15 protein-coding genes are annotated in these 19661 nt (G+C 36.5%); 7 read left to right on the top strand and 8 right to left on the bottom strand.

The features are described 5' to 3' along the window. Nucleotides 1-44: 44 nt before the first annotated feature. The 4 genes from folP to ruvX all read left to right on the top strand — a co-directional run bounded on the left by folP (nucleotide 45) and on the right by ruvX (nucleotide 6119). A complete protein-coding gene (gene folP, locus LGB01_05005; protein MCB4753559.1) occupies nucleotides 45-1184 on the top strand; it encodes a dihydropteroate synthase in 1140 nt (379 codons plus the stop codon). A gap of 36 nt (nucleotides 1185-1220) precedes the next feature. Further along, entirely contained in the window at nucleotides 1221-2345 is a 1125-nt protein-coding gene (gene ligA / locus LGB01_05000; protein ID MCB4753558.1) for an NAD-dependent DNA ligase LigA, read from the top strand. A 21-nt stretch (nucleotides 2346-2366) separates the two neighbouring features. Further along, nucleotides 2367-2513 carry a hypothetical protein gene (locus LGB01_04995; GenBank protein ID MCB4753557.1) on the top strand — a complete coding sequence of 49 codons (147 nt, stop codon included), beginning with the start codon at nucleotides 2367-2369 and terminating at the stop codon, nucleotides 2511-2513. Nucleotides 2514-5732: 3219 nt separating this feature from the next. Continuing rightward, the gene (gene ruvX, locus LGB01_04990; GenBank protein MCB4753556.1) at nucleotides 5733-6119 is read left to right on the top strand and encodes a Holliday junction resolvase RuvX; all 387 of its coding nucleotides are present in this window, start codon (nucleotides 5733-5735) and stop codon (nucleotides 6117-6119) included. Here the strand turns inward: ruvX and LGB01_04985 are convergent. The 4 genes from LGB01_04985 to LGB01_04970 all read right to left on the bottom strand — a co-directional run bounded on the left by LGB01_04985 (nucleotide 6116) and on the right by LGB01_04970 (nucleotide 12132). Continuing rightward, a complete protein-coding gene (locus tag LGB01_04985; GenBank protein ID MCB4753555.1) occupies nucleotides 6116-7591 on the bottom strand; it encodes a DUF1302 domain-containing protein in 1476 nt (491 codons plus the stop codon). The genes ruvX and LGB01_04985 overlap by 4 nt on opposite strands. Before the next feature lie 15 nt (nucleotides 7592-7606). Then, entirely contained in the window at nucleotides 7607-8407 is an 801-nt protein-coding gene (locus LGB01_04980) for an outer membrane lipoprotein-sorting protein (protein MCB4753554.1), read from the bottom strand. Between the two features lie 88 nt (nucleotides 8408-8495). Then, nucleotides 8496-10925, bottom strand: coding sequence for an MMPL family transporter (locus tag LGB01_04975; GenBank protein MCB4753553.1), 2430 nt, complete (start codon nucleotides 10923-10925; stop codon nucleotides 8496-8498). A 118-nt stretch (nucleotides 10926-11043) separates the two neighbouring features. Beyond that, entirely contained in the window at nucleotides 11044-12132 is a 1089-nt protein-coding gene (locus LGB01_04970) for a glycosyl hydrolase (GenBank protein MCB4753552.1), read from the bottom strand. Between the two features lie 311 nt (nucleotides 12133-12443). Between LGB01_04970 and LGB01_04965 the strand changes: the two genes are divergently transcribed. Next, the gene (locus tag LGB01_04965) at nucleotides 12444-13001 is read left to right on the top strand and encodes a TlpA family protein disulfide reductase (protein MCB4753551.1); all 558 of its coding nucleotides are present in this window, start codon (nucleotides 12444-12446) and stop codon (nucleotides 12999-13001) included. 2 nt (nucleotides 13002-13003) lie between these two features. On the opposite strand, the gene LGB01_04960 is transcribed toward LGB01_04965, so the two are convergent. From LGB01_04960 to LGB01_04945, 4 genes are all read right to left on the bottom strand, one after another. Then, nucleotides 13004-13780, bottom strand: coding sequence for a DNA-protecting protein DprA (locus LGB01_04960; GenBank protein MCB4753550.1), 777 nt, complete (start codon nucleotides 13778-13780; stop codon nucleotides 13004-13006). A gap of 81 nt (nucleotides 13781-13861) precedes the next feature. Continuing rightward, entirely contained in the window at nucleotides 13862-15187 is a 1326-nt protein-coding gene (locus tag LGB01_04955; GenBank protein ID MCB4753549.1) for a DASS family sodium-coupled anion symporter, read from the bottom strand. Nucleotides 15188-15214: 27 nt separating this feature from the next. Then, nucleotides 15215-16240 (bottom strand): ketol-acid reductoisomerase, encoded by a 1026-nt coding sequence (ilvC, locus tag LGB01_04950; protein ID MCB4753548.1) that lies wholly within the window; start codon nucleotides 16238-16240, stop codon nucleotides 15215-15217. A 162-nt stretch (nucleotides 16241-16402) separates the two neighbouring features. Further along, nucleotides 16403-17749 carry an FAD-dependent oxidoreductase gene (locus LGB01_04945; protein MCB4753547.1) on the bottom strand — a complete coding sequence of 449 codons (1347 nt, stop codon included), beginning with the start codon at nucleotides 17747-17749 and terminating at the stop codon, nucleotides 16403-16405. A 156-nt stretch (nucleotides 17750-17905) separates the two neighbouring features. Between LGB01_04945 and htpX the strand changes: the two genes are divergently transcribed. Further along, entirely contained in the window at nucleotides 17906-18742 is an 837-nt protein-coding gene (gene htpX, locus LGB01_04940; GenBank protein MCB4753546.1) for a zinc metalloprotease HtpX, read from the top strand. Nucleotides 18743-18839: 97 nt separating this feature from the next. Then, nucleotides 18840-19160: a hypothetical protein gene (locus LGB01_04935; protein MCB4753545.1), complete on the top strand. Its 321-nt coding sequence runs from the start codon at nucleotides 18840-18842 to the stop codon at nucleotides 19158-19160. Nucleotides 19161-19661: the final 501 nt, after the last annotated feature.

Raw genomic sequence — 19661 nt, 5'->3', positions numbered from 1 at the left:
GGATGGGAAAATGTATTCATCCAAAAAAGAGTAGGTGGCTAACCATGCAGATTTATAAATTGGAAAATATTTCTGATAAAAAACTGGCATTAAAACAACTTGGTGTTGAAAGTGGTGGTATTGCCATTATGGCAAAAAAGATGGAATTGATGACCTTTTATATCAAAAACCTCCGTACACCTGCTGCAAATATTCTCAAGCAGGATGCCCTTAGTATTGGAGCAGAACTTGCGGTTCCAGGAGGAGTGATTACTTGCAAGAAGGAGCATTATGACTGTATTCTTATTGGCACAAGAAAACATATGGAGATACTCTCCAGTAAGGAGATGGCACAGCCATTTGGACTCAAAAAGCTCGCAGAGGAGTTAAAATATTTTTTGTCCACAAAATATTATCCATTACAGATTATGGGTGTTATTAATGCTAATGAGGATAGTTTTTATGCAGGAAGCCGTTTTCAAGAGTCTAGTGCAATTTTACGTATTGAACAGATGATTGAAGAGGGAGCGGACATTATTGATATTGGTGCTGTCTCTTCACGACCAGGGGCTGAGACAGTGAATGAAGCAATTGAACTAGCACGCATAAAGCCCATCTGTGATGCTATCGCTTCACAAAAACTTTATGAAAAGGCAATTTTCTCCATAGATAGCTACAGTCCATCCATTATTGGTTATGCGTTAGAGCATGGATTTAGTGTAATCAATGATATTACAGGAGCAAATAATGATGCAGTAATCGCATTGGCAGTACAATACAATACAAAACTTTGTATCATGCATATGCAAGGTACCCCACAAACAATGCAGCAAAACCCACACTACGAAGATGTCACTGCAGAGGTGAGTAATTTTTTCCAAGAACGCATTGCCAAGTGTGAAGCGTTAGGGCTAAAAAGAGAGCAAATAATGCTTGATGTAGGTATTGGTTTTGGCAAAACCCTTGAACACAACCTTGTGCTTATTAATAATATGCGTCATTTTACTTCATTTGGTTGCGAAGTACTTATTGGTGCTAGTCGAAAATCAATGATAGACAAGATTATTCCCACACCAACCATAGATCGACTTCCAGGTACCCTTGCTATTCATCTTAAAGCGGTAGAAAATGGGGCAAATATCGTCCGTTGCCATGATATCAAAGAACATATGCAAGCCCTAATGGTACAAAAAGCATTTACCTAATAATATGACATAACTTAGATAGATAAAAAAGAGTTAATGATGCAAAAACAATATAATAAAAACGTAGATATACTCAAAAAGTGGGCACATGCATACTATGTAGAAGACAATCCTATAGCTACAGATGAAGAGTATGATAGGCTTTATCATGAGGTAAAAAATTATGAACAGTCACACCCAGAACATATGCGACCTGATTCTCCAACTCAGCGTGTTGGTGGTGTAGTACGTGAGGAGTTTAGTAAATCAAAACATATTAAGCGTATGTGGAGCATGGAGGATGTTTTTACCAAGGATGAAGTTACAGAATGGATAGCAAGAGTAGAGAAGAATATAGGTAAGTGTAACTTCTTTTGTGAACCCAAATTTGATGGAGCAAGCATGAACCTACTCTACGAAGATGGAAAGCTGGTAAAAGCTATTACACGTGGGGATGGTATGATAGGTGAAGAGGTAACAGATAATGTTCGCACCATCCGTTCTGTACCACTTCTAATTGACCATAAGGACCTTATAGAGATACGGGGTGAAGTGGTCATACGAAAAGATGATTTTGAAAAGATCAACAAGGAGCGTGCAAATAAAGGAGAGTCTCTGTTTGCCAATCCTCGAAATGCTGCAGCAGGCAGTTTGCGTCAACTAGACTCATCTGTTACAGCAAAGCGAAGACTAGTGTTTTACCCTTGGGGGCTAGGAGAAAATAATCTCTCTTATATCAAGCTCTCTGAAAAAATGGATTTTGTATACAATCAAGGCTTTTTGAGACCCCCATACTCTAAAGCGTGTAACAGTATCGACGAGATAGAGGAGTTTTACCACTTTATTTTATCTAGAAGAGATGAGATACCTGTAATGATGGATGGACTGGTTATCAAAGTAGATGATGTAAGCTTGCAAGAGGAGTTAGGCTATACCGTCAAAGTACCAAAATGGATGTGTGCCTATAAGTTTCCTGCTGTAGAGAAAGTCACCAAAGTTAATGCCATCACCGTACAAGTAGGACGTACAGGAGTGCTCACGCCTGTAGCAGAAATAGAACCTATCAACCTAGATGGTGCCATTATCTCTCGTGCTACACTACATAACTTCGATGAGATAGAACGTAAAGAGTTAATGGTGGTGATAGTATTATGCTTATACGCCGCCTGGGTGGATGTGTAATACCTAAAATTACCAAGGTAGTTGACTGATAGGCGTGATGGTTCAAAACCCATCAGTCGTCCCAAAAAGAACCTACCCTGTGGTTCTGAAGTACTAGATGAGGGTACGCTCATCATGTCAAACCTAGACTGTCCTGATAGAGTAGAACTCCATCATACACTTTGTTAAAAAAGTTGTATGAATATATCGGCCAGGGATCAAAAGATAGTAGAGATAATTGCAATTGAGGGTAAATGCAAGATATCTAGGACTCTATCATCTAACATAATGATCTAGAAGGCATGGAGGGCTTCAAGCAGAAGCGTATCTGCAAACCTCCTAGATGCCATACATGCTACCAAGGGTGTCCCTTTGCATAGACTCCGCCTCGCTATGGGCAAGAAACACACATAGGAGAGGCAAGGCGGAAAGTCACTGGCATTGGGAGTTTGGCCCAGGTATTGTCGATGCTACTTAGAGCAGGTAGCAGCTTCATAGATGGTATAGGCGAAGAGCATTTGGCAAACTCCTTTGCCGGAGCGTACGTGAATCATGACTTCTGAAATAAATCTGTTCGATGTTATCGAACCTACAGTAGCAGAGAAAGCAGAAGCCAGTAATCCATTTAAAGGTAAACGGTAGTGCTTACGGCAATGATGTCCGTAAGCCGGCGAGGCTGCAGGCTGGACAAAGGTGAGGTCGGTGTCTAAAAAGACGGATTATGTCATCTATGGGTGAGGATGCTGGCCCAAGCTGGTGGCCGAGAAGTTGTGCTAGCTTGCGCTTACTGAGGTGAGATGAGGGGACAAGGGATTGATAGAAATTCTTTATACAGCTGCAAGCCTTTGATAAAAAATCAAATGAACAATAATTGGCGTTGTCCTAGATGTAATGCTGTATACGGTACTCAAGGAAGAGAAAGTAATAAAAGAAGTAGATGGTGAGTGACCATTGAATGTTGTGGCTGGCTCAATGCATCTGATTCATTTGGCAAATGGAATTCAACTTTGTCTAGCACAACACTCTGCCTGGTAGTAAATGAAGAATGTAAAGAAAAGTTATTTGTTCAAGAAATTACCATGGAACTTCACGATCGTAAACGATTCAGAAGGAAATGCTTGAAGATTTATATCAAACATATTATAATCCATTGTTTTTTTATCCCGCAATAAATATTTTAATATACCCAAAGGTGTACCAAAGGAAGTAGAAGAAATATTAGCATCTTTTCTTTGTTTTTTTTCAAATCCTCCATCAGCTGCAAATTATATCTGTGTAGCTTTTAGAGTCATTATTACCACTCATTGTAAGTAAAACGCTCTTAATATTAATAAAAAGACAAAAAGACAAAAAAATAACTTTACATCAAATAGGATAGACTTACTCTGATAAATATGAAAAATACGGAAAACATGTGAAGCTAGATAAATGGTTAGAAATGAAGCAGTCACAGTGATAGTAAAATAACTATTGATGATGTATTGAATGGATATATATGTTACTATTTTTGGGTGCAGGTTTATATGTGAAGAAAAACTAAAAACAACTAAAATGGTTAAAAAAATAAATACTAAAAAGGTGTTTAATGTGCTATAATTCCCATCCATCCTCGGTGGGAATTCATACTCAAGGTGAATGATGTAATCAATGTTATATACCCAATCAATTTATAATATGCATTCCCAATGCAGGGAGCGATGAACTGAGGGAAATAAGCCAGGTTTTAGCTCTCTAACTCAAATGCTAGGTAATTACAAGTACAGTGTGCTGGACATAAATGAGAAAAAAAAAGATATAATAACCTCAAATTTAAAATCTGAGTTTAAAAAAAGAAGTATGGCAAAAAAATATTATTGAAAAGTACCGTTTGAATTTAAGCTGGGCTTGTTGATATCTTTAAGATGGATATGCAAGTTATTATCATAAATACAAAAGAAGTAGACAATAAAGGTAAATATGTTTATTGGGATAAAGTAAAAATATCATGCAAAGCTAAATAAGGATGATCCATTAACTGTTTGGTATCTCTATTAAACTACATAGGGTTTCAGGAAAAAAAAATACTTGTTTCTTTACAGGCTAATCAAAACAAGTTTTTATGTACTCAGTACATGATTCATTACAGGCTAGTCTCTATCTAAAATATCTGAATTTTCAAAAGATGGTCTTATGCCCACAAATTCACTTTGGGAATACCTCTATCTTTTCATCCCTTGTTATTGAAGAAGCTTACACAGTTCTAACTTGAAGGGCTTCGACAACAAGAAGAATTGCAAAAGATATGATTGTGTCAAAAAGAGGAACCTAAAAAGTCCTGATGAACGCACATAGTTAATAATTATTTTCTGATGAAAGAGGTAAAAAACTTAAACGTGAACGATTAACTGTTGATATAATTTTAAGGTTTCAAGGAAATAGCAACACAAGGGTTAAGTGAAAAATGGGATATTGGTGGGCAAACCAGAACAGATAATGAAATATTTGTATTGTGGACATTGATGGTAAACAATATCTATCAACCACCCAAATATGAAGAGGTATTAGATAGACTAGAAAGAGTTATGTAATTTGTTATCGAAAACCATACAGAAACTAACTTTATAAATCCTATCATTAAAGCAATTATATTACATTTTATGATTAGTATACACCCATTTTGATGGGAATGTAAAGAACAGCAAGAGCATTGTTTTTATTGGTTTTCATGTGCTTGAAAAGTGTCTTGATTTATTTTGAAATTATATTTCTATTAGTAAATTACAAAGATGCACTGCAAAATATAGCAAAGTCTTACTTATATACAGAATATGACGATAATGACTTTAAATTATTCTTATTTATTATCAAGTTGAGATTATTTTAAGATAATAGATGATTTACGTATTTTTCAGAGAAAAAAAAAATTCAAGAATTTGAAGAATTGACATTTATGTTAAAAGATTCATTTTGGCAGGAAAACTAAATTTCACAAAAAGATATTATTAAAAAAGCTATTAAAAGCCCAGAAGACATTTACCGCTAATGAGATATTAGTAGACTATGATATTTCAGCAAATACAGCACGTAAATAATTTGAATGAACTAGTTCAAGCATAAAAATTTTGGTCGGTGCCAAGGATGGTAGATTGGTCACATATATCGCACCAGATAAATGTATATGACATATTAAAGGAAAAATAAATTAAACTAGACAAATACCTAGGCAGATGAGGATTGTTTCGAAAGGTGCAATCATTAGAAATGCTATTATTGAAGGCATACAATTCAAAATAAGATGGTAAAACTAAGTCCTCCAAAAACAATAAATATACAAATACATAAATAGGAGAATATATTTATTTACCATAGAAATTCACCCTATGTCATCAATAGTATTTTCTATGAAAATTATATATAAGAGAGTAATACATGAAACTTGCTAGCCTAGATGTAGGACTTAAGCGTATTGGAGTAGCTATCTGTCTTGATGGAAAGGTTGTTCTACCGCAAAATGCTGTGTTGCGAAAAAACCGTAATCAAGCAGCACGAGACATCAATAGCTTTCTCAAGGAGTGGGAGACAGAGAAACTCATTGTGGGTCTACCAAAGGGTGGAGCAAGCGAAGAGGAGATGGAACGACGCATCAAACACTTTGTCTCGCTACTAAAACTCAATATTCCTATTGTTTATATTGATGAACAAGGCAGTAGTTTTGAAGCACAAGAACTAACTGCTGGACAGTTTCGACATAAAAAAGATGGCAAAATAGACTCCATTGCTGCCAAGATTATCTTGGAACGCTACTTGTCAAACTAAATATTAAAATTGTAAATTATATTACCAAATACAATACGCTCTTGCTTAAAGTGATCAAAAAGTATATCTCCACCAATAAAATCTAAAACACCTACATCTATTTTAAAATGGTCATCAATATCATAAGTAGCCCACAAGCGCTGAAAACCACCCTCATTTCCTTTTTTACCAAAAAGTGTGATCAAATAATTGGCATGCAATGTATCATTGATAAAATCAGAATTCATACGAAAGGCATACTGATAGGTGTTTTGATAAGTAGGAATAAGGTCGATACGTTTATTTTCTGCAATAATATATTGACGTTCTAAACGCATATCATATCGCATAAAGTGACGAAGTGACGCATCAAAACTAATCATTGTATTGGCAATTCCGTTATATTCTATGCCTATAAGTGTATCTAGTCGATTAAGGTTTGTATCTGGTGCCATCATATAGCGTAACGCATCAAAATAGGCAATTTCACTCTTTATGAGCCATGAGCCTTTTAAGATATTAAATGCTGCACCAAACATATTTATTTTGTCATGTATCACTACAGCATCCTGGCTAAATGGGTCTTGAATGAACTTGGTATCATTATAGATATGTGTGGCATACAAATTCATATCCCATCCATGAAATTCCCTGCCAACACTTAGTGCATAAGTAGGCTTATTGTACTCTTTGGCATTGGGAAAAGGGAAATTTGCTGGATAAAAAGTTGAACCATAGGGAGGGTCTTTGGTGAAGCGTTGTTCTAAAAGTACAATTGGTGTAATTCGCCAATTGCCAACATAGTAGTCCAACTTCACCATTACTGTAGGTAATCGCAAATCTTTAATATCAACCATACCAGGCTGACGATTGTCGATGGGATTTAACACATCGGTAATACGAATCGTATCACTGCGCCCCCATACCACCACCTGACGACCAATTTTGAAATCTAGGCTATTACTGACACTTCCCTCCAAATAGGCATCAAACAACTCTGCTTCTGAATATAAAAAATATTTTTCTTCTGGAGTAAAATAAATATGTGAAATATCATACACCCAATCATAAAAATATCGCTCATTTATTTTTAGCTTCAAATCATTAGAAAATTTATACTCGTAGTCCAAAAAAAAGGTTTTTCGTAATGATGAAAAGTCTTTACGATTAGAATTTTTACTTGAAGTAAGATATGCAACTTGTTGTTTAATCTCTCCACTCAATCCATAATCACTTGGGTCTTTTTCATCCGTATTAGTACCCATATCACCTGTATTCTCTTCAAAACCACCTATATCACTGTCAGCAGTATCTTCTTCTTCAAAACCACCTAAAGCTTCTTGTGTCTCATTATTGATAGCTTGTGGCTGAACTCCTATCTCTTTAAGTTTTACCTTCACAATATCACCACCTGCAATAAGCGGTATGATACAAAATAATATTGCAAATAATATCGATACTTTTAATCTATATATCCATGCTATCTGCTTCAATTCATTATTCCTTTTTTAGATACCTTTTTCTAATCTTCGAGTCGTAAAGATTGAGTCAGGCAAAGGCTTATTCACTTTAATATTTTTAAACTTCAATATTGTTTTATGAAGTATTCGTTTTCCTTTTTTGGTAATCATTGTCATCTCGTCAGATACCCACACACCATTTTGTTTGTGAAGCTTGGCAATATCCATATATTTCTTTTTACCATTTTTTAGGAAACTGATACTACGAACAACAACATAATTGTCCTTGCGTACAATACCAATTGTTTTCATATAACCTGATTCTTTAACCACTCTTTGATTACGTGGCAATGCCTCAATCACCCAAGCAGGTTTTCCGCGCACTTTGGTCTCTTTGAGCAATTTAAAATCATAATCTTCCAGGTCACGGTCAGTCATGTCAAAATAGCTAAAGTCTGATCCCATAAAACTACCACTTTTATCTGCAGTGGGAATACGTTTAACTTTTTTAAGTGCAGGCAAATAGAGCCACTGGTCATCATCTTTACTCGAATCATCGTAATCATAAGTTAAAAAACCAGTATTTTTAACATCAGCAGGAGATTTGAAAAAGAGAATGCGATATTCATCTTTACCAAAATCTTTGCTATACGATTTAAGATAACGTATACGCTTTTTACTACTTTTATCGATGAGAATCATTTGCATATCCTCTTGAATTGTTTGACCATCATCACGCGCATCAACTTTTTTCATAATCATACGTGCCCTAGCATCATCTGCATGTATGTATGTACAGGAAAACAGTATTCCTACTATCGCTACCTTTATCCACATTGGTTGTTTCATTTATGCTCCTTTATTATAGTAAACTACTATGAGATTACCATTTTTTTCATATTTTAAAATATTTTTTTCACTCTAATCACATTTATTTCTATTTTACCCACCCTCTTTTAGCTATTACAATCATCATTGCAGGAGCAATCAGTAGATCTGAAAGTAATGCAAAAATAATAACACTTCCGGTAAGTAAACCAAAGTTTTGTACCGAAATCATTGTTCCCATCATGAAAGAGAAAAACCCCAATGAGAGTACCATAGAAGTAATCACCAGTGCTTTACCTGTTGTAAAGAAAGTAAGACGTATTGCCTCAGCACTATCGCCAGTTTGACGATAGTAGCGTTTGAAATTATGCATAAAGTGAATTGTATCATCCACTGCCAAACCAATAGCAATAGAACCTATTAAGAGCGTAAACATATCTAGTGATATGGGCTTAAGAACCATAATAAAAAGTCCCAAAATAATTGGGACAAGGTTAGGAATCATACTAAAGAGCCCCAAACGTACTGAGCCAAGTATCAATATCATCATCAATGAGATAAGTGTAAAAGCAATAAAATAACTTTGTATTGCTGAATGTACTGCTTGAGAAAAAGTGTTAATTAGCAATGAAACCATTCCTGTTACTTCTACCTTATCATTTGGAAAAGTTTCCTGTAAGCGTCTTTGAAGGTAGTTACGCACACCAACAGCTTTAACTGAATCGGTCCATGGAATCTTAACCGTGATACGTACTTTAGAAAATTGCGAATCGACCACATCTTCCAAATCATCACTACCACTATTTTCAAACAGGAGTAACTCTTGGGCCACCAAGTTAACACTATTTGGGATTGTATAAAAGTGTTCATCGTTAGCATGCAAAGCTTTGTTGGTCTCTTTAACAATTGTATGAAGTGAAACAACCTTACCAATATGTGTATAGGGGTCACGATAGTGTTCAAACTCTTTAGCCAATGTATCAAGTTTTTTCAGACGCACAGGATCATTCCAGCCATTTTCTTTGCCCGTATCGACCACTGCTTCAATAGTAAGCGATCCATTCATTTCACGATCAATCGCAAGAGTTGAAACACGATTGATATTATCAGGCTGAAACCAAAAAAGTGGATTGTGTGAAGGTTCAATTTTAGTTGCCATTGCCAATGAAAGCATCACTAATATACCCCCTACAATCAAAATTTGCTTATAGTAGTATATAGGCAGTATTGCCAACTTTTCCATGATACGATCTAGCCTACCTGGTTCACTTTTCTTGCGTGGCTTTAAGCGTGTAATCATTAAAAGTGCGGGCAAGAGCGTAAGTGTTAAAAAGAGTGATACCAGCACCCCAAATGCAGCAAAAATACCTAAGTCTGAAATTGGTGCCACTTCACTACCTGCAAATGACCCTACACCAATTGCAGTTGTGATCGATGTCATAGCTATTGCTAACCCAGAGTGTCCGAGTGTATATTCTATTGCTTCGGCTTTATCTCCTTTTTCATTAAATTTATCAAAAAAGATTGAAAGCACATGTACTGTTGCCCCCACACTTACTGCGAGCAATAATGAAGGTACAATTTGAGTAGGAAGCTTAAATGCCACACCTGTCCAAGCCATCGCACCTACCGTTGTCAGTAATGCCAAAATTACTACAATCACTGGATAGATTGTTGCACTAATACGTCGAAACATTACAAGAAAAAATATGACAATAATCAAAAAAGTTGTGCGTGTAAACTTTTGCATATCATTTCGCATCTGCACTTTAAGTGCATCAACTACTGATGCACTTCCCGCAACATAGATATCTAATCCTTTATCACGATATTGTCTGACAATTGAATGAATTGCCTGAACAAATTCACTATTTTCTTGATCAGTCAAAAAATGTCTACCTTGCGAATCACTTCCTGATTCATCATCTGATCGAACATCTGATTCTTGTGTTGCTTCATCGAAACCACCAATATCATCATCAATACTTTCAGAAGAAGTACCTGCTTGAGAATAGGCATCACTCTCCAAAATAATGGCTGTCATATTTCCATTGCTTGAAACAAAAAGATCTTTGTAAAAATGTGATTTCATTGCACGATGCTTAATACGCTCTACATCTGCTTGTGTTTTTGGAAAAGGTTCAAGCAAATCATCAGTATAGAGTTTGTCTTCTTCTCCAAGTGTATTGCGTACATTATAAAGCGATGTTATATCATCTATGTGAGGCACACTACTTGCAAGTGCTTGATGTAATTGACGCAGTGTCTGTAAAAATGGGAGTGTAAATATCTTGTCGCTCTTAATTGCAACAATAACACGCTCTTCGCGCCCAAATTGTTCACGAAAATGGTTATAGGTTTGCAATACAGGATCATTTGGATGCATAAATCCTTCAGTAGAGGTATCTATTTTTATTTTTGGTACATGCACAATAAAGGGTATCAGTATTGCAATAGAAAATAAAACTATTTTAATTGGAATAGAAGTAATCCATCGACCATAGCGTGAAAATTTTATTTCAAGATTTTGATGTATCATAGTGTTTCCTTGAGTATATTGACAAAATAATGAGTCAGATAATGCATTATAGAGTAATTTTGCTAAAATAGTTACTATAAATAAAAGTTATGCATTATATCTTTATAGTAATGGCGGGCTACCGTATCCTCTTTTTTAGTATCCGTATGCGTCTATATGACTGATTAATACGTTTTTTACTTACCTTTCCCTCTTTGACAAGTTGTATGACTAATTTGACAAGCCTTTGGATCGATACTACTTTTTTAGGGTCAATCTGGTTACCGAAAAGTAACATATCATCTCCTGCATTAATGGCAAGCTGTAAAGTTGTTTTAAGTCCGTACGTTTTACTAATAGCGCCCATTTGAAGATCATCGGTAATAACCACACCATTAAAATCAAGCTTTTTTCGTAATAATCCTTCTACGGTTTTACGAGAGAGTGTTGCGGGATATTTTATATCAAGTTTCTTATTAAATACATGTGCCACCATGACAGTATCGGCTTGATGACTAAGCAATCTATAGGGTTCTAGCTCTATCGATCTCCAAAGGTTTGTTACATCAACAAATCCTTTGTGTGTATCACCCACTGACGAACCATGTCCTGGAAAGTGCTTAAGCGAGGTTAGGACTCCATAGTGATGCATTGCATCCATGAAGAGAGAAGCATATTTTGTTACCATTTGAGGATCTTTACCAAAAGAGCGTCCTAGTCCATGAATGACATGATTTTTCTGGTTGATATCTAAATCAACCACTGGTGCGAGATTATAGTTAATGCCTACACTTTTAAGCTCTCTTGCCATCTTCTCATAGGTCTGCCTCATCTTTGGCATACCAAACTTTACCACATTGGCTGCTTTTGGAAATTTTCCATAAAAACCATACTGACTTTTAAGACGCTGTACCCGCCCACCCTCCTGATCAACAGCAATGAGCAAATTGTGTTTTGGGCTACACGCTTGTAGCTCTTTTGTTAAACGTGTCATTTGTGCTTTATTGGCAATATTTTTGGGCTTTGTTTTATCCACTGGATTAAAGTCAAATAAGATAACTGCTCCAAGATCATATTTCTTAATATCTTTACAAATCTGTGACTCTGGCTTTGCGCTTATTCCATGAAACCCTACCATCAGCATCTGCCCAACCTTATGCTCCAATGAAATATTAGCCAACAAAACCACACTACACATACTTAAGCCAACTAAAACTTTTTTAAACATTACAATCCTTCACTACTCAATTACCTACTATTGTATCTTTTCATTATTAGCATTCGGTTAAGCTTTATTATTTATACTTGCATTGCAAGAGCATCAAAAGTGAACCAAAAGAATCCTCCCCTAAGATTTTATTTGGTCTCCTTAATTATATATTTTCTTCCTCCCTTTAGATAGAATCTTTTGGTGCTCTTTGTGTCTTTTGAAATACAAAACTTAAAACTTTTTTATCGTATATTTCACAATAATTATATAATCATTAGTATATAATGTCTATAATGTGTCATAACAATACTATATGAAGGTTCACACAGATGAAAAAACTATTTCTTGCAATACTGTTCACTCTTGGATTTATGGGTCATCTTAACGCTCAAAATACTACCAAGGAACTTAATATCAAGATTACAGATCTTAATGGGAAAACATACAAGGTCACAGGAACACCAGAAGGACTTAAGATTTCTGGTATGGAAGGTAAAGTTATCTTTCTTGAGTTTTTTGGGAACCATTGTCCCCCTTGCTTAGCAAGCATTCCTCATTTAATTAGTTTGAAAAAAAAGTATAAAGATAAATTAAAAATTATAGCAATCGAAGTACAAGGAGACGATCCAAGATTCCCAATGAGCCTTGAGCAACTCAAAATATTTATCAAAAGAGCAGGCATTAACTATTCAGTCTTTTCTATAAAACAGAACCGAGTTTTTGTTCACTATATTCAAACTAGATCCCAGTGGGGAGGTGCTATCCCTTTTTTGGTAGTGGTTGATACAAAAGGGGAAGTAAGAATGATTCATGAGGGATTTCTTCCTGAAGAAACCCTTGACAATATGATTCAAAGTCTAATTAAAGAAAAAATAAAGAAAAAATAGATTTAAGTTAACCGTACGATACCATGTTGTATCGTAATGGTTCCCTCAAGTTCTGCCTCATACACTCTATCACCAAATTTTTTTACTGTTTCATCTAGCGATGGCATTCTTTGGCAGAAATAGAAAAAGTCATCCTTTACTACAGTCTGCTCAACTGCTTTTCCAAAACGTGACACAAAATGCTCTACATCATAAATTGGTTTTGCTTTTTTTTCGGCAAGTAGCTTATTTGTTCCCATACTGTCTGTTAGGCGGTGAGGAAGTACATAAATCTCTTTTCCCATTTCAACTGCATATTCGACAGAGCGCAAAGAGCCACTTCTTATATCTGCCTCTGTTACAATAAGTAGTTCTCCCAACGAAACAACCAGTTCATTACGTACTACAAAACTCCAGTTTGTTGCACGAAATCCATCAACAAACGGTCCAAGAAGTAATCCCTCTTTTTCGATACCAGAGATAAGTTCTTTATTGATTGCAGGATATCGGATGTCTAAACCACACCCCAATACCGCAATAGTATTGTCCAATCCTGCTGCCTCATGTGCTAGCGCATCTACACCCATAGCTGCACCACTAACCACACAAATGCCACGTTTTGCAAGTGCACCAGATAGTCTTCTGGTAAACTCTTGCGTATAGAGTGATGGTGTGCGTGTCCCAACAATAGAGACCATGGGACGATCAAGTAAAGAAAGATTACCTCGGAAAAAAAGTTCAGAGGGATATTTTCGCATCACTTTTAATGCACTGATATGATAGGGAACTTTAGGGCTCATGTACTCTCTTTTTTGGCATATCATATCATTTTGATTACCACAGAGAGAGAAAATATGTCATATTGTCACAATTTAAACAACTTATCCCCAAAGAAAATAGGCAACAAAGCTCAATACGACTACACCGATAAAATTTAACTTCAATCCTATCATTGCCATCTCCCCAATAGAGATAATGCGTGAACTCATCACAATTGCATTGGGTGGTGTGGCAATAGGCAACATAAAAGCATAAGAAGCAGCAACAGTTGCTATCATCAGAAGTATAATGCCCTCATTTTGTGGCATTTGCCTAGCAAACTCATAGAAGATAGGAATGGCAATAGAAGTAAGTGCTGTATTGCTCGTCATCTCTGTAGAGAAGGTCACAAATATTGCTACAATAAAAAACATTCCCCATAACGGCATATGGGTAATAAAATTAAGCCTATTTGCAATCTCAGAAGCCAGTCCAGTCTGCGAAAAAGCTGTGGCAATGCTAAACCCTGCTCCAAATAAAAAAATAATCTCATAAGGAATCTTTTGAGTATCTTTCCATGTCAAAAAATTAAGACCAGGCATAAACATCAACAGTCCAAACCCAAGTAGTATCAACTTCTCATCCATTGAAAAACCAAAAATCTGCTTAAGGAATGTATTGACAACAAGTATACCAGCAAGTAGTCCAATAAAACCATAAAGTCGTTTCTGACTAGACGTCAATATGGGCACCTTATGTACCACATCTGCAACACACTCATACTTCACTCCCATGGAGAGTAGGTAAGGCATGATCAATAACATTAACCCCACTACAGGAAGCATCATTAACATCCATCCACCAAAGGTCATAACCGGCAAGGCATGATCTTCAAGAAATCCCATCAGTATCATATTTGGTGCTGTCCCAATGGGAGTTAAAATACCCCCAATACTCGCACCATAAGCAGTTGAAAGTAGAAAACGTACTTTGAGTTTCATGTTCTCTGTCAAAAAAAGTGCTATTGGCATAAGCATCAATGTGATAGTTGTATTGGAGAGGATAGAACTTAACAGTGCAGAAGTAATTGCCAGTGCATAAATAATCCCCCGTGCTGTTTGAGGAAAGAAGCTCAACAATTTAGCAGAAAAGTATTGGTGTAATTCAGTCTTCTCGATAGCAAGAGCCAACATAAATCCACCAAGGAATAGAAAAATAATCGACTTGGAATAGTTGGCAGTCACTTCTGCCGTACTTAATATACCAAAGATGGGAAAAAGTAGAATAGGAAGCATTGAGACAACACCTAAAGGAAGTGCCTCATTGGTCCACATGGTCACAAGCAGTGCCATTACACCAATAGTCACTGCATGCTGCATTTCAAAAAAAGGCAGTGTCAATAGAAAAAAAATTCCGCCGGCTACAATTCCAGTCAAAATCTTTTTCATAGACTATTTTACCTCTTCAAAAAGAAGTTAGTTTTTATCCTGATTGACAATTTTATTTTTTGCAATCCAAGGCATCATAGTTCTAAGTTTTTCGCCTGTCTGTTCAATGAGTGATGCTCTAGAATTTGCCCTTTCTGCATTCATTCTTGGGTAGCCAGATTGACCTTCAAGAATAAAATCTTTAGCAAATTGACCATTTTGAATCTCTTTGAGAATCTGCCTCATCGCCTTCTTGGACTCTTCGTTTATGACACGCGGTCCACTGACATAGTCACCATACTCAGCAGTATTGGAGATGGAGTATCTCATATCTGCAATTCCACCCTCAAACATCAAATCAACAATCAGCTTAAGTTCATGCAAACATTCAAAATATGCAAGCTCTGGTGCATATCCTGCTTCTGTCAGTGTTTCAAAACCAGCTTGTACAAGTGAAGTCACACCACCACAAAGTACCGCCTGCTCACCAAAAAGGTCTGTTTCAGTTTCATCTTTAAATGTTGTTTCAATGATGGCCGTTCTACCACCACCAATTGCAGATGCATAAGAGAGTGCAAGCTCTTTTGTCGTACCACTTGGATTTTGCCCTACTGCAATCAAATCAGGAATACCGCCACCTCTTACAAATTCAGAACGCACCGTATGTCCAGGTGCTTTTGGTGCTACCATCATAACATTAATATCTGCTCTTGGATGAATGCGTCCGTAGTGAATATTAAACCCGTGACCAAAGGCAATTGTTGCACCCTTTTTGAGGCTTGGCTCAATCTCTTCAGTATAAATACGTGCCTGATCTTCATCTGGCAAAAGAATCATTACAACATCCGCTTTGGCAGTTGCTTCGGCAACAGTAAATACTTCAAAGTTTTTTGCTTCAGCTTTTTTCCATGAACTTCCCTCTTTTCTTGCACCAATAACAACATTCACATCTGAATCTCTAAGATTTTCCGCATGTGCATGTCCTTGAGAACCAAAACCAATCATCGCAACAGTCTTTGATTTGATAATGTTCAAGTCACAATCTTTGTCATAATATACATTTAATGTAGACATCTATTATCCTTAAGTAATTTAATAAAGTTCGCGATTATATCCAAATAATACTTATTATCTTGTCTTTTTGTCTAGTACCCTTTCTCCTATATTTCAGTAATGCCTAAAGTTGATATCTATAGCCCAAACAGAGATACCCATCAACTATACTGCAACTCTCATTCAGACTGTCTCTTTTGGGGTTACTGGTTCTGCTATCTCATTTTTATATTTTTCTTCATCAAAATTAACTCCCAAGTGTTTACATACTACTCGTGCATCCTTCAAAGCAATAGCCAAAGAGGTAGTCGCTCCTGGACTTGGAGTCATGTTAAAAATGATACCATCCTCTTCTATTTTTGCCTCGCCCAAAAGTAGCTCTTTTTTTATTTTATCTATAATTTGGGGTCGCATACCTCCATACCCTTCTGCAAATGCTATATCATCTATATGAAGAGAAGGGATGATTTTTCGTGCATCTTTTATAAAAATATTTTTTCCCATCATTGGGATCTCTTCTAGAAAATTTTTAAATATATACCTACGTATTGTTTTGTCTTTAAAAAGATTAATATAGACTTTACTCACTGCCTTACCCAAATGCAAAGCAGACAACAAATCCTTTACATGCAAACTATGATAACGTTCTAGCTTTGGCAATGCAAACGCATTAGGTCCAAAGCGGGTATTCCACTTTTGCGTACAATCAGGATCTGCATGAATTGCAGCAAAGGGTAGCTTAGGATTTTGCATTGTATACACTTTTGAATCCAAAAGTTTCTCTTTGGTAAAAAAGAAAGACCCTCCTATGGGTAAGATAGCATACTCTTTTCCATATTCCATAGCTTGTGCAAAAAGCAAAGAGTAGGCACCCGCATTTACTACAACTGTCTTTGCTTTAAAATTACTATTTTTAGTATATATCCTAAAAGTACCATCATTATTTTTTACAAGCATGGTTACTTCTTCATTATAATGTAACTGAATATTTTTATCTGTATCTAAGGCATGTTGGGCAAAACTTTCACTTAATTTCTTGTAATCTACCGTTGTGATTTGACCTCTAGCACCTATAGCCATAATGGGCTCTTTGCGCCCTTCAAGTAATTTAGGTTCATGCATAGCCAAAAATGCTTCATCCCATAATTCCAAATAGGGGTAAAGAGGCAGAAACTCTTCATATCGCTCTTTTAATTTCTCTATCTCTTTTTCACCTACGGCTAAAACCATTTTATCTCTAACAAAACCTAGCTCTCCTACGCCATTACAATGATGAATATAATTAGAAATGAGTGAGGCATCTCTCTTCACTTTTATAGCTTTATCAAACGTATAATTTGTCTCAATATCTCCTACATGCAGTGTCTGGGAGTTTGCTTTAGGATTAGAGTTTAGCTGTGCTAGTTCATCATACTTTTCAAATAAAATAATATTTTTTATGTCTGTATATCTAGCAAGTGTAAAAAGCAATGAAGAACCAGCTACTCCTCCACCAATAATTGCTGTGTCGAAAAGTTTATTTATATTCATTAATGATAGCTTTTGAGTAATATTTATTTTAAAAACTTTACTATAATTTTTATATAAATAAACACTTATTGCTGGAAGAAAATCTATATTTACCTTCAATTTACTCTTTTTTTCTATGATTAAGCAATAGTTATATTTGCATAAATTAGGAAAATTATGGAACAACTCAAAACCTACATGCTGATGACTGGATTGACTCTGCTCTTCATCTGGTTTGGTGGAATGATTGCTGGACAAAGTGGAATGGTTATTGCATTTTTAATAGCAGCAGGCATGAACTTCTACGCCTACTACCATAGTGATCAAGCGGTACTTAGTCACTATAATGCCATCCTTGTCGACCGTGCGTATGCTGGTGGTTTATATGGGATTGTTGAACGGTTAACACAGCGTGCAGGATTGCCAATGCCAACACTTTATATCATTCCAGAACAACAACCAAATGCTTTTGCTACAGGTCGTAACTATGAGCATGCTGCAGTAGCTGTAACAGAAGGGCTGTTGCAGCTACTTACCGAAGAGGAAGTCGAGGGGGTCATTGCTCATGAACTTAGTCATATTAAGCATTATGATATGCTCATTGGTACGGTTACCGCTACTATTGCTGGTGCCGTTGCTATGTTAGCACAGTTTGGTATGTTTTTTGGTGGTGGGGACCGCGACAGACCCAACCCTATTGTAATGATTGTGCTGATGGTTGTTATGCCTTTGGTAGCAACCATTATTCAAATGACTGTTAGTCGTAACCGTGAATATATGGCAGATGAAGGTGCCGCACGCATAACAGGACACCCCGAATGGCTTCAAAGTGCACTCATTAAACTCAATAATTATGCACATGAAATGACTATACCTGAAGCTGACCCACAGACAGCACATATGTTTATCGTTAATCCTTTTACTGGCAAGGACTTATCCATGAGAGAACTCTTTAGTACTCACCCTAGCATAGAATCAAGAGTACAACGACTAGAAGAACTGAAACATCTATAAGCTATAATGCTTTTATGATGTATGCTATCAACACAAAAAATATTATTTTACAATACATACCAGCACTCTCAATGTATGGAGTCAAAGGCTTCATGCAATGAGTGCTTTTTGTCGCCAACTCATCAACGGTTGTTTTCCCTCCGATATTGAACTTGAAGATCAAAATGCTTTCAAAGAATTACAGAATATTGGTGCATTAGAGCAAAAAGATGGTTTATGGAAACTCAATTCTCTCTACCGTGCAGGAAGGCTCTATCTCAGTAAGGATGGACGAGGCTACATAGAGGCAGAATTTAAGGAGCAAAGAGACCTGCTTGTAGAACCAGACCATCTCGGTGATGCCAAACATGGTGACGAAGTCGTGGTAAAACGCATTATTGCTAGACGCGGAAGAGCCAGCGGTAAGGTTGTAGTGTAGGCTATCGTAAAGAGGTGTGCTTGCAGTTATAGCCTTGCCACTTTGGCTCTTCCGCGTCTATGTAATGCGTTTACGACTTCGTCACCATGTTTGGCATCACCGAGATAGTCTGGTTCTGCAAGCAGGTCTCTTTGCTCATGGGAATTCTGCCTCTATGTAGCCTCGTCCATCCTTACTGAGATAGAGCCCAACTGCGGTAGAAATTGGAGTTTCCACAAACCATCTTTTGCTCGTGCACAGTATTCTGTAATTCTTTAGGCATTTTGATCTTCCAGAGTTCAATATCGGAGAGAAACAACCGTTGATGAGTTGGCGACAAAAAGCACTCCATTGCATGAAACTAACTGACTCCATACGTAGAGGTGCTGGTATGTATTGTAAAATGTATTTTTGTGTTGATAGCATACATCATAAAAGCATTATAAAGCTTATAGATGTTCCAGTTCTTCCCAGTCGTTGTACTCTTGATTCTATGCTAGGTGAGTACTAAAGAGTTCTCTC

This window comes from Sulfurovum sp., assembly GCA_020525365.1.
Lineage (GTDB): Bacteria > Campylobacterota > Campylobacteria > Campylobacterales > Sulfurovaceae > Sulfurovum.
Note: the sequence above shows the minus strand (reverse complement) of the source record. Positions and strands in the feature narration are given on the sequence as shown.